The sequence below is a fragment of the Nocardiopsis xinjiangensis YIM 90004 genome (genome assembly GCF_000341145.1).
GTDB classification, from domain to species: Bacteria; Actinomycetota; Actinomycetes; order Streptosporangiales; family Streptosporangiaceae; genus Nocardiopsis; species Nocardiopsis xinjiangensis.
The window spans coordinates 1-11,595 of record NZ_ANBE01000060.1 but is presented as its reverse complement, the minus strand read 5'-3'; the positions used below and the strand labels follow the sequence as shown (position 1 = coordinate 11,595).

Below are 11,595 nucleotides of genomic sequence, written 5' to 3'. Positions count from 1 at the left end.
ACACGCGTGCACGGCGTGCCAGGGAGCGCTCCCCGGTCAGCGGCCGTGTTCACCCCTGCCTCTCCAGCCGGCGACCGGCAGGCCGAACTTGGCCACCAATCGGTCGGTGAACGGGGCCCGGTGCAACCGGGCCAACCGAACCGGCGTATCGGCACGGGTGATCTCGATTCGTGCCCCTGCGGGCAATTCGACCATACGTCGTCCGTCGCACCACAGTACGCCCGGCACCGTCTCCGGAAGCACCTCCAGAGCCACCGACGTGTTCGGACCCACCACGAGAGGCCGGGCGAACAAGGCGTGCGCGCTCAACGGCACCACGAGGAGGGCGTCCACGTCCGGCCAGACCACGGGGCCTCCGGCGGAGAACGCGTGCGCGGTCGAACCGGTGGGGGTCGCGCACACGACACCGTCGCACGCCCAGCGTGAGAGGGGCCGACCGTCCAACTCCAGTATGGTCTCCAGGACCCGCCGCACGTCGCCCTTCTCCAAGGTCGCCTCGTTCAGGGCCCATGTGCGGTCCGAAGGGGTGCCCTCGTTGCGGCCGTTGTGGTAGACCGCCACGTCCAGGGTCATACGTTCCTCGACGGCGTAGTCGCGCTCGACCACACTGCGTACCGTCTCGCTCAGGTCCTCGCGTTCGGCCTCGGCGAGGAACCCCACGTGCCCCAGGTTCACACCCAGCAGCGGGGCCCCGGCCGGGCGGGCCAGTTCGGCAGCGCGCAGCAGGGTGCCGTCGCCGCCCAGAACCATGACGAGTTCGACCCCCTGCGCGGCCTCGTTGTCTTCGACGACCTCGACCGGTGTGAGTTCGAAACCGGAGCGAGCCAGTTCCTCGACCTCGTCCTTGAGCATGCGCACGTTCAGACCCTCACGGGTGAGGCTGTCGTGTACGAGCTGGGCGCTGCGGAGCGCCGCGGGCCGACCGGTGTGGGCCAGCAGGAGAACACTGCGTCCCCTGGTCATCGTCGTCGTCCCCTCAACGTTGTCTCCCTACGAGGGAGTGGTGCCGGTACCCGGTTCCCTCGGCCGGGACACGTTACCCAACCGACCGGGCGCACTGTCACGCGGTGCGGGCGAACCCGAAGGCGCGCCCCGCGGTCACTGGCCCCTACCGCGGGCCCTCCTCGACGGCCCGGTCCAGTACACCCGGATCCAGGGGCCCGGCGTCGGCGCGCAACCACAGGAAGTACTCGACGTTGCCGGAGGGGCCGGGCAGAGGGCTCGCAGCGACGTCGACCACACCCAGCCCCAGGGTGCGGGCGTGCTCGGCCACGGAGGCCACCGCCTCGGCACGCATCTCGGGTTCGCGCACCACACCGCCGGTGCCCACACGCTCCTTGCCGACCTCGAACTGCGGTTTGACCATGAGCACGAAGTCGGCGCCGGGGTCCACGCACTCGCGCAGCGGGCCGAGCACGAGCGTCAGGGAGATGAAGGACAGATCACCCACCACCAGGTCGGGGCGGGGCTCAGCGATCTGTTCGGGGGTCAGTTCCCGTACGTTCACACGTTCCATGACGCGGACCCGGTCGTTGCTGCGCAGCGCCCAGGCCAACTGCCCGTACCCGACGTCGACCGCGCTCACGTGTGCGGCGTTGCGCCGCAGGAGCACGTCGGTGAACCCGCCGGTGGAGGCCCCGGCGTCGAGAACCCGGCGGCCGGCCACGTCCAGGGAGAAGGCGTCCAGGGCACCGATGAGCTTGTGGGCACCGCGTGAGACGTAGGGCGGTTCGTCGGAGGGGGTGCGCACGACGATGGGCTGATCCGTGCCGACCTGGGTGGCGGCCTTGGCGGCCACCATCCCGGCGACCTTGACCGACCGGCTCTCGATGATCTCTGCGGCGTGTCCGCGGGAACGGGCCAGCCCGCGGCGGACCAGTTCGGCGTCGAGCCGACTACGTTTTGCCATGGTCACCAAGGATACCGGGGCTCAGCGTGCTCCGTCGGTGCCTTGGTCCAGAGAACCCAGTACCGCGGTGAGTTCCTGGTGGAGGCTGTCGAAGACCTCCACGTGTTCGTGGGTGGGGCGCTCGTCCAGCGCGGCCAGGCGTTCCTTGGTGGCCTCGAGCGTACGTCGGGCCAACTCGGCGGGCTCCACGGCCCCTCCCCCCGTCTACTGCTGCGGTGCGCCCCGACCCTATCGCCCGGCCGACAGCGCGTGTACGGGCCTTCGGCCCGCGCACGGCCCGGCCGCCCGGGCCGTGCGCTGACACGGGCCCCTACTTCTTGCTCTTGGCCTTGGTGCTGCGTTTGCCGGTCGACTTGCCCTTGGCGGATTTGGCCTGGGAGGACTTGGCGGTACCGGCCGGGCCGGCCTGGGAGGACTCGGCGGGGGCCGTCTTGGCCGAGCCCGATACGGCGGTCGACCGAGCGGCCGGCCCCGCCGAGGTGTCGGCGCTTTCCGGGGGCCCTTCGTCGGCCCGGCCCTCGTCCCCGGCCACCGAGCTCACCTCCGGGGTGTCCTCGGCCCTCTCCTGCGGGGCGTCCTGGGCTTCGGAGGTGTCCTGTTCCCCGGGGCTGTCCTGGCTCCGCAGATCGGATTCATCGCCGCCGGACGCACCCTCCCGTTCGACAACGGCGGCCTCGGCACGGGGGCCCGTCTCGTCCCCGCGTTCGTCCTGGCCGGCGCTCGAGGGGTCCTCCGAGGCGTCGTTCTCCACCATCAGGGCACGTTCGACCGCGTGCCGGGCCGCCAGGCGGCGCTCCAGCTCGGCGACCCGGCGGGCCAGGCGCTCGTGCTCCTCACGCGGGACCACGTCCAGGCCTTGCAGCTGGCGGCCGACCTCCTCCCGCACCAGGTCGGCGATGGCGGACCGGTTGGCCTGACTGGTCTCGATCAGTTCACCGGCCAGGGCCTGGATGCTCTGCCCCACCCGCGGGGCGGCCTCACCCTCGGCGGCAGTGGCCCCCACGGCTTTTCCGTCGGAGCGCAGCAGCGCGCGGGCCGCGGCGACGGCATCGCGGCGGGAGAGTTCGGTGAGACCATTGGCGGCATCGAGATAGGTACGTACCGCGTCGACGACCATGGTGGCGTTACTCCTTGGAGCGCGTGAGGGCAGGCAGGGACACAGGGGAACGAGGAACGGGAGGGAACTCGCGCGTCGGTGGGGGGAACCGACCACAACGCTACCGCTGTCGAGGGCACCGCGGCACGGGATCCACAGAGGTGTTCTGCTTCGTCACATCGGACACAGAAATCCCCCTTTTCACGCCAGTTGAGGCATCATGAATTCATGAGCAGCATCGACGCCTGCCTCGACGGGTTCGCCCTCATCAACCGGCGCATCCTCGAACGCTCACAGCAGGAGCGGGAACGCCGCATCGACGAACGCACCGTCGCCGTCATCGTGCCCGACCTGGGCACCACGTTCCGTCTCCGGCTCACCGTCGAGGGTCTGACCGAGCCGACACACCATCCCACCGGGGCGGCTCCCGGCCCCGTACAGGTCACCGTCACCGTCGGAAGCGACGACCTCGTCGCCATCGCCGAGGACCGGCTCAGCGCCAAACTCGCTCTGGTCACACGCCGCGTCAAGATCAACGCCTCATTGGGTGACATGTTGCGCATGCGTTCATTGACCCAATGAACACCCGTCCAACGACGGGTACCGTGCTGAGATGCCTCGCCACGCTCTCGACCTGGCCCCGTTCCGAGGCCTGCGTTACGTCGACCCCGACGTCGACCGCTTCATCGACGACGGTTTCGACGTCTCCCCTCTCCTCGCCCCGCCCTACGACATACCGGACGCGCGAGAGGCACGGGAACTGCAGCGCTCCGACCCCCACAACGCCGCCCGTGTCACCCTGCCCTTCGAGCTGACCCGCGAGAGCAACCCCCGCTACCGGGCCGCCGCCGCGCTGCTGCGCCGATGGGTGCGGGACGGGGTACTCGCCCAGGACCCCGACCCCGCTCTCTACGTCTACGAACAGATCACCCCCGGCGGAGTACGCCAACGCGGCCTCATCGGAGCCCTGGACCTGGACTCCCCCGTGCGCCCGCACGAGGATGTCGCCGAGACCCCCGTCCAGGACCGGTTCCGTCTCATGAGGGCGACCCACGCCAACCTCGAACCGATCTTCCTCGTCTACCGCGGCGGCGGGGGCGCGGCCTCCCGTGCAGCCGAGAGCCCGTCCCGGGAACCACTGCTCACCACCCGCGCCGGCGACGGGTCCCAGCACAGCCTGTGGGCGCTGACCCGCCCCGACACCATCACGGAAGTACGCGCCGACCTCGCCGGACGTTCGGCCCTGATCGCCGACGGCCACCACCGCTACGCCGCCTACCGGAAGCTGCACCACTCGGAACCGGACCCGATCTGGCACCGCGGGCTGGTCATGCTCGTGGACAGCGACACCCACCCGCCGCACCTGGGCGCCATCCACCGGGTGCTGCCCGGCGCCGAGACCGGCCCGCTGCTCGAGCGCGCCCGCAGTGTGGCCCGGGTCGATCCGGTCACGACCCTCACCCCGGAAGTCGAGGGACCGGGTGTGGTCGTGGCCGCCCCCGACGGCAGCGCCCACCTGGTGCACGGTTTCGACGAGCGGTCCTTGGCCGCCCGCAGGCCCGACCGGTCCGCACGGTGGCGGAACCTGCCCACCTCCGTCCTGCACGAGATCCTGCTCCCGCTGTGGGACGTGACCGAGGAACAGGTCCGCATGGTGCACGACAGTCCCGGGGAGGCGGTGGCTGCCGCCCACGATGACGACGGGACCGCGGTGATCGTGCCACCCTTGTCCGTGGACCAGGTCTACGCCGTGGCCGATCGCGGCGAGCTCACCCCCCGCAAATCCACGTCCTTCGGCCCCAAACCCCGCACCGGCCTGGTCATGCGGCTGTTGGACCGGCCCTCCGAGGAACCATGGTCGACCGAACCCTCTGCACACACGCCTCCCTGACCGATGACCTGACCGCCCTGGGGCTCTCGCCCGGGGACACTGTGCTCGTCCACAGCTCCCTGAGTTCGCTGGGATGGGTGTGCGGCGGGGTCCCTGCCCTGGGGCAGGCCCTCACCGACGCCGTCGGCCCTTCCGGGACCGTGGTCGTGCCCACCCAGTCCGGCGAGTGCTCCGACCCGGCCGAGTGGCAGAACCCGCCGGTCCCCGAGGCCTGGTGGAAGACGATCCGGACCCAGATGCCCGCCTACGATCCGGCCGTGACCCCCACGGCCGGGGTGGGGCGGGTGGCCGAATTGCTGCGGACCTGGCCGGGCGCGGTGCGCAGCGCCCACCCCCAGACCTCCTTCGCCGCCCTCGGGCCGCGGGCACGCGAGTTGATGGAGCCCCATCCCCTGCAGGACTCCCTGGGTCCGGCTTCCCCACTGGGCCGCATGGCCCGGTCGGGGGCGCAGGTGCTCTTCCTCGGCACCGACTACGCCACATGCACGGCCTTCCATCTCGCCGAGTACAGGCTCCCCCTCGCCCCGCGGACGAACTGCGGTGCGCCGGTGCGCAGCTCCTCCGGCGAGCGGGTGTGGGCCGAGTTCACCGACGTGGCCCTGGACGAGGAGGACTTCCCACATATCGGGGCGGACTTCGAGGCGCAGGGGCCCGTCACCGTGGGAACGGTCGGTGCCGCCACCGCCCGGCTGTTCCCCATGGCCGAGGCCGTGGACTTCGCCGCCGCGTGGATGCGGCGCCACCGCACGTCCTCGTGAACGCTCCCGTACCGACCACCCGCGCACAACGGTGTGCGAGACAGCCCACGCCGTCGGGGACCACCCTCGGGCCTTGCGTTCCGGGCCCTGCCCATAACCTGGGGAACGTCGCCTGCCACCACCACGATGAACGGGTCCGCCCTCATGACGCTGCGTGCCTCCGAACGCCCCCTGAACGAGCTCCACGACGCGGTGCTCCTGGACCTGGACGGGGTGGTCTACGTCGGACCCCACGCGGTGCGGACGGCACCCGAGGCCATCAGCAAGGCCCGCGCGGCCGGCACCCGGGTGGCGTTCGTGACCAACAACGCCGGGCGCACCCCGGGGCGCATCGCCGATCACCTCCAGAACCTGGGGATCGCGGCAGCGCCGCAGGACGTGGTCACCTCCGCCGAGGCGGCCGCCCGGCTCATCGCCGAGCGGTACCCGCAGGGCTCGGAGGTCCTCGTCATCGGGGACACCGGGCTGCGCCAGGCGGTGCACCGGTCCGGGATGCGCCCGGTCACCGTTGATTCCGGGACGGTCGTCGCGGTCGTGCAGGGCTACTCGCGTTCGATGGCCCGCGACCTGCTCGACCAGGGTGTGCTCGCCGTGGCCCGCGGCGCGTTCTACGTCGCCGCCAACGCCGACGCCACGACCCCGAGCGAGTGGGGCATCGCCCCCGCCAACGGCGCCTTCGTGCAGGTGATCCAGCACGCGACCGGGGTGGACCCGGTCGTGGCCGGAAAGCCGAAGCGGCCACTGCACCAGGAGGGGATGCTGCGCACGGGTGCCCACGACCCGCTGATCGTCGGGGACCGGCTCGATACCGACATCGAGGGCGCCCTCACCCACGGGGCCGCCGGCATGCTCGTCCTGTCCGGGGTGGCCACCCCGGCCGACGTACTGGCCGCACCCGAACACCAGCGACCGCACTACCTGGCCCTGGACGTGTCCGGTATGAACGAGGTCCACCCAGCGGTGGAGCGCGACGGGACGACGGCCCGCTGCCAGGGGTGGACCGTCGCAACCGACGGTTCCGGCGTGGAACTCTCCGGCTCCGGTGAGCCTCTGGACGGTCTGCGTGCACTGTGCACGGTGGTGTGGGAGACCCCGGGGGTCGACCCCGTCGGCACGAGTGCGCGTGAGGCACTCGGTCGGCTCGGTCGGCTCGGTCGGTGAGATCCGGAGCCGCCGGAACAGCCACGCCGGCGTCTTCACCCACGTGAGCATGTCAGCGGCCCCCCTTCCTGCGGGCACGCACGAAACGCACCGACGTCGCCTCGACCTCGCACACGCTCCGAGGCCCGGCCGTCCCTCGCCACGTGCGGCGGCGTAGCGCGCCCCGGACATCCACGACGTCGCCGAGACGCCAACCCCGCAGATGCTCGTGCAGGCCCTCGTCGAAGCTCACACAGGTGATGGAGTCGACCCGGCGCCCCCGGAACCGTGTCGAGGGATGCCTGGCCACACAGATGCGCCAGGTCGCCAGGTGATCACCGCTGGGCAGTTTCCGGAACCGGGGCTCAGCGGTGACCCGGCCCGCGACCACGACCTCGTTGTGGTGTTCCTCCTCACTCGCCGTGCCGTCGTGGTCCACCCGCGCACGGTCCGCCCCGGGCTGGTCCCGGCCGGGGTCAGGGGCCGGTACCCGTTCCTGTTCCGCGAGGACACGTGTGGCCTCACGGGTGACGGAGCGCACGGTTCCCACCGGCCTTGAGCGGGCAGCGTGCAGGGGCGGCGATGCGGGGTGCAGGAGGGACGCGGGGCCGAAGAAGGGGCCGGGCGCGAAACGGTAGGGCATGGGATCTCCCTGGAGGGTGCGCGACGGGGACGGTGCACCGCTGGCTGGGGCCGGACCTCGGTCCGGGACGGGAGGCGGGTGCGCCGATTCCAGGTTCACCGCAGAGGGGCGGGAAGAAAAGGCCCGGTTCCGGATCTGTGGACAAGGAACCACGGACGTGACCCGGATCAGCGGTTCGGGAGCGCACTGTTCTAGAGTCGAGTTCCCGAAGACGCCGTAGAACAGGGGTGCTTACCGTGCACGACGACGTGGACGTGAGCGGACTGCCCGAGGGGATCGTCCCGCTCGGCAACGAGATCTATGCCATCGACACGATGCTCGCCGGCTATCCGGGCGTGGTGTCGAGCTACCTCATCCGGTCCGAGCGGCCGTGCATCGTCGAGGTGGGCACCGCCGGCTCCGCACGGGTCCTGCGGGACGCGGTCGTGCGCCTGGGGTTGGCCCCCGAGGACCTGGCCACGATCGTGGTCACCCACATCCACCTGGACCATGCCGGCGGCACCGGCGACATGGCGGCACACTTCCCCAACGCGGAGATCGTGGTCCACGAGCGCGGAGCCCGCCACCTGGCCGACCCGACCCGGCTCATGGCCAGCGCGAAACTGGTCTGGGGCGACCGCTTGGAGACCCTGTTCGGCCAGATGCGCCCCACCGAGGCGCAGCGCATCCGCGCGGTCGCCGAGACCGGGGAGATCGACCTGGGCGCGGGCCGCAAACTCGTCTCGCACTACGCCCCGGGCCACGCCAAGCACCACATGGGCCTGGTCGACACCCTGACCGGCGACCTGTACGTGGGTGATGCCCTGGGTGTGTACAACCCGCTCACCGGCGACGTGCGCCCCGCCACGCCCCCGCCGGACTTCGACCTGGACTCGTGCCTGCGGACGCTGCGCCTGTTCGGCGACATCCAGCCGCAGCGCCTGATGTTCTCCCACTTCGGGGCGGTGGATGCGGTCCCCGAGACGATCGACAGCGCCGAGACGGAACTGCGCCTGTGGGTGGAAACGGTCCGGGAGTCGTACGCGGCCGACGACGACCTGGACCACGCGGTCGCGATGGTCAAGGAGAAGGTGGTCTCCCGCTACAAGCCCCTTCCGCCGGACGCCTCCGAGGAGGCCGCGGCGGTACTGGACATCCTCGCCGGACCGGAGGCCAACGTGGGCGGGATCATGCACTGGCTGGACCGTCTGGAGCAGGAACAGACCGAGGCCGAACGCGCCCGCGAGGAACGTGAATCCTGAACCGCGGTCCACGAGTACGGGGCAGGGCCGCGCGAAAACGGCGTGCGGCCGCCTCTGTCCCCGGTCTAGGCTCCGCGCATGGCTTTCACCCTCCGGAACATGGACCGTGCCGACATCCCCGGTGTCCTCCCCCTGCTGACCGCGTCGTTCCCGTGCATGGTGCTCACCGAGGACGCCCTGCGTTGGCGGGAGGACCATCCCCACCCCGGATTCGCGGACCGGAGGATCCTCGCTGTGGACGAGAACGGCGTCCCGGCCGGTTTCGTGCGGGCCCAAGTGCTCCGCTCCCCCGACGAGAGCGGTCACCTCAAGGGTTACGTCATGCTGCTGAGTGTGCGGGAGGCGTCGGCGGGGACCGACGAGATCCGCACGGCCCTCCTGGCCGAGGCCGAGCGCGCGGCCCGTGCGGACGGCGCCACCCTGGTGCGGGCGGCGGTCTGCGGCGAAGGTGTCCAGGTCGGGGGTGAGCGCCTGGCCGCATTGCTGCGCGGGCGCGGCTACACCGAGACATCGGAGGAGCACCGGGTCCTGGGGCTGGACCTGAACGACCTGCCCGAACCGCCGCCGGTGCCCGACGGCGTGGAACTGCGCCCCTTCACCGAGTTCACCGAGGATCCGCGCCCCCTCTACGAGGTCGACCGCGAAGCGACCATGGACGAACCGGGTGAGCGCCAGGGCGAGGAGTTCATGGCCTACGAGGAGTGGCTGCACACTGTGTGGCCACACCCGCTCACGGATCTGGACGTGAGTCTCGCGGTCCTGGTGGAGGGCCGGGTCGTGGGGTTCACCGCCTACGCGAGCGACCGCGGAACACGGATGGAATCGATGATGACCGGCATCCTGGCCGCCCGGCGCGGCCGCGGTCTGGCCGGCCTCGCCAAGGCGACCGCGCTGCACAGGGCCCGCGAACGCGGGATCCGGTTCGCCTACACCGACAACCATGCCGACAACGCCCCCATGCTGGCGATCAACACCTGGTTGGGGTACCGGGTCGCGGGGACGGATCGTGTGCTCGCCCGTCCCGACGATCAGGGAGGGCGGGGGCCCGGGGCCTGATCGGGCGCCCCGGGCAGACCTGCGGCCCGGATGAGGTGTGCGTAGAGGCCGTCCGCCCAGGAGAGTTCGTCATCACCGGGCAACCGGTCGAAGACGCGCGCCTCCACGGTCTCGAACTCACCGGTGAGTGGCGCCAACGCCTCGACCTGGGCGTGCGTGACGATGGTGACGTGGCCGCCGGAGAGCACGTAGTAACCGACGAGGCTCTGCTCGGACAGGCGCGCCCCTGCCTCTTCCAGCGCCTCGCGCCGGGCGGTCTGCCACGGGCTCTCCCCGGCTTCGCCGTGCCCACCGGGGAACTCCCAGCCACGGCGCCGGTGCCGGACCAGGAGGGGCCTCTCACCCCGGTAGGTCAGGCAGACGACGGAGTCGTGGTACTCGGGCAGGGAGCCCAGGAACACGACCGCACCGCCGAGCGGCGCACCGTCCGGCGGTGGGTCGGGTGCAGCACTCAGTTGCGCTCCCGGCCCTCGTCCTCGGACGGACGCTCCGGTTCGGCGCCGACCGGGGCCTCGTCCTCTTCGGAGGCGGGGTCCTCGGCGTCACTCCACATGATGCCGTCCTCGACGTCGACGTCCACGAGCTCGACGCCCTCGATCTCGGCGAGGCGCTCGTCGGCGTCGGTGACACCCTCCCGGTCGACCGAGGAGGCACGTGCGAAGTACTCGCGGGCGTCGTCCATCTTGCCGAGCTCCACGAGAACGTCGGCATAGGCGTAGAAGAGGCGTGCGATCCAGGGACGGGCCCTGCGCTCCTTGAGCTCCGGGATCCGGAGTTCGGCAAGAGCGGCCTTGGGATCTCCCATGTCACGGCGAGCACCGGAAGCGACGATGCGCAACTCGATGCGTTCGGCGGGGTCGAGATCCTTGGCCGCGGGGTCGCCGGCGACCTCCAGCGCGCGCTCGGGGCGTCCGAGTCCGCGCTCGCAGTCGGCCATGACGGCGAGGAAGCTGTCCCGGCCACTCATGCGGCGGGCGGCCCTGAGGTCGGCGAGGGCCTCCTGCCACTTGCCGACGGTGTAGGCGGCCACACCCGAGGCCTCACGCACACCGGGCACCCGGGAAGCCTTGCGGCGGGCGAAGAACGCGTGCTTGTAGGCCCGCTCGGGGGCCTCCTCGAGCAAGAGGCCTGCGGCGACCACGTGCTTGCCGACGAGATCGGCGAGGGACTTGGGCAGCGAATTCAGTTCCCGCTTGAGCTCGGGGTCCAACTGCCCCAAAGTGGCCTCGTCCGGAAGCAAGGGCGCAGCGTCCGCGGGATCGCGATCCTCGCGGGGGCGGCGGTCCCGCTCGCTCCGGCTCCGGTCATCACGGCGGAAGTCATGCCCGCCCCGGCGGTCGTCCCGACCGCGGCCTCCCCCACGACGGTCGTCACGGCCACCGCCACGGCGGTCGTCGCGAGAACCTCCGCGTCGGTCACCGCGGGGGCCACCCCCACGGTCGTCACGGTCGCGACGGCCACCGCGGTCCTCGCGCCGGCCCCGGGACGAATCTCCCTGGCGGCCGCCTCTGTCGTCACGGGAGCCCCGGTACCCGGAGCGGGAACGGGGTTGCTCTCCGCGGCCCCGGCCGTCGGGCCCACCAGAGCGGCCCTCACCGCGCTTGTCGGCTCCGGAGCCCTCGTGGTCTCCCGATCGGCTGTCCTCAGTCATCGAACCCGTCCGTCAACATTCAAAAACGCTGCCACCTCGGCCAGTAGCAGCGCGTCATAGTACCTGGGCCTCCAGTTTACGGCACCGTCGCGACCAGCGGTGCCACAGTCGGCGCCGACCTCCGTGTGTTTGTCCACAGGAACACGCCCATGTTCAGTTTTCACATGTTCACAAGCCTGGGCGCAAAAAAAGGGAGGAGCCGCTCCCACA

General features: G+C 71.2%; 13 protein-coding genes. 6 read left to right on the top strand and 7 right to left on the bottom strand.

Annotated elements, in window-relative coordinates:
- Positions 1–36: 36 nt before the first annotated feature.
- The 4 genes from D473_RS0122995 to D473_RS0122980 form a co-directional block, all read right to left on the bottom strand.
- On the bottom strand, positions 37–963 hold the full coding sequence (locus D473_RS0122995; RefSeq protein WP_017611389.1) for an NAD kinase: 927 nt from the start codon (positions 961–963) through the stop codon (positions 37–39).
- A 145-nt stretch (positions 964–1,108) separates the two neighbouring features.
- Positions 1,109–1,909, bottom strand: a complete 801-nt coding sequence (locus D473_RS0122990) for a TlyA family RNA methyltransferase (protein WP_017611388.1) — start codon at positions 1,907–1,909, stop codon at positions 1,109–1,111.
- 21 nt (positions 1,910–1,930) lie between these two features.
- Positions 1,931–2,098, bottom strand: a complete 168-nt coding sequence (locus D473_RS27795) for a hypothetical protein (RefSeq protein ID WP_017611387.1) — start codon at positions 2,096–2,098, stop codon at positions 1,931–1,933.
- Positions 2,099–2,219: 121 nt separating this feature from the next.
- Positions 2,220–3,026: a hypothetical protein gene (locus D473_RS0122980; protein WP_017611386.1), complete on the bottom strand. Its 807-nt coding sequence runs from the start codon at positions 3,024–3,026 to the stop codon at positions 2,220–2,222.
- A 207-nt stretch (positions 3,027–3,233) separates the two neighbouring features.
- Here D473_RS0122980 and D473_RS0122975 point away from each other — a divergent pair, with 207 nt between their 5' ends.
- The 4 genes from D473_RS0122975 (at position 3,234) to D473_RS0122960 (ending at position 6,815) form a co-directional block, all read left to right on the top strand.
- Entirely contained in the window at positions 3,234–3,587 is a 354-nt protein-coding gene (locus D473_RS0122975) for an SCP2 sterol-binding domain-containing protein (protein WP_017611385.1), read from the top strand.
- Between the two features lie 31 nt (positions 3,588–3,618).
- Positions 3,619–4,896 carry a DUF1015 family protein gene (locus D473_RS0122970; RefSeq protein WP_017611384.1) on the top strand — a complete coding sequence of 426 codons (1,278 nt, stop codon included), beginning with the start codon at positions 3,619–3,621 and terminating at the stop codon, positions 4,894–4,896.
- Positions 4,860–5,654, top strand: a complete 795-nt coding sequence (locus D473_RS0122965; RefSeq protein ID WP_017611383.1) for an aminoglycoside N(3)-acetyltransferase — start codon at positions 4,860–4,862, stop codon at positions 5,652–5,654. The genes D473_RS0122970 and D473_RS0122965 overlap by 37 nt, the downstream gene beginning before the upstream one ends.
- 144 nt (positions 5,655–5,798) lie before the next feature.
- Positions 5,799–6,815 (top strand): HAD-IIA family hydrolase, encoded by a 1,017-nt coding sequence (locus D473_RS0122960; protein ID WP_026127233.1) that lies wholly within the window; start codon positions 5,799–5,801, stop codon positions 6,813–6,815.
- Between the two features lie 52 nt (positions 6,816–6,867).
- Here the strand turns inward: D473_RS0122960 and D473_RS28270 are convergent, their stop codons facing one another.
- Entirely contained in the window at positions 6,868–7,437 is a 570-nt protein-coding gene (locus D473_RS28270; RefSeq protein WP_017611381.1) for a single-stranded DNA-binding protein, read from the bottom strand.
- A gap of 236 nt (positions 7,438–7,673) precedes the next feature.
- On the opposite strand from D473_RS28270, the gene D473_RS0122950 reads away from it, so the two are divergent.
- Positions 7,674–8,678 (top strand): MBL fold metallo-hydrolase, encoded by a 1,005-nt coding sequence (locus tag D473_RS0122950; RefSeq protein ID WP_017611380.1) that lies wholly within the window; start codon positions 7,674–7,676, stop codon positions 8,676–8,678.
- A 78-nt stretch (positions 8,679–8,756) separates the two neighbouring features.
- The gene (locus tag D473_RS0122945) at positions 8,757–9,734 is read left to right on the top strand and encodes a GNAT family N-acetyltransferase (protein WP_017611379.1); all 978 of its coding nucleotides are present in this window, start codon (positions 8,757–8,759) and stop codon (positions 9,732–9,734) included.
- On the opposite strand, the gene D473_RS0122940 is transcribed toward D473_RS0122945, so the two are convergent.
- Both D473_RS0122940 and D473_RS27360 read right to left on the bottom strand, forming a co-directional pair.
- Entirely contained in the window at positions 9,707–10,135 is a 429-nt protein-coding gene (locus D473_RS0122940) for an NUDIX domain-containing protein (protein ID WP_017611378.1), read from the bottom strand. The two genes, D473_RS0122945 and D473_RS0122940, sit on opposite strands and share 28 nt — an antisense overlap.
- 50 nt (positions 10,136–10,185) lie before the next feature.
- Positions 10,186–10,974: a tetratricopeptide repeat protein gene (locus D473_RS27360; protein WP_241474858.1), complete on the bottom strand. Its 789-nt coding sequence runs from the start codon at positions 10,972–10,974 to the stop codon at positions 10,186–10,188.
- Between the last annotated feature and the right edge of the window lie 621 nt (positions 10,975–11,595).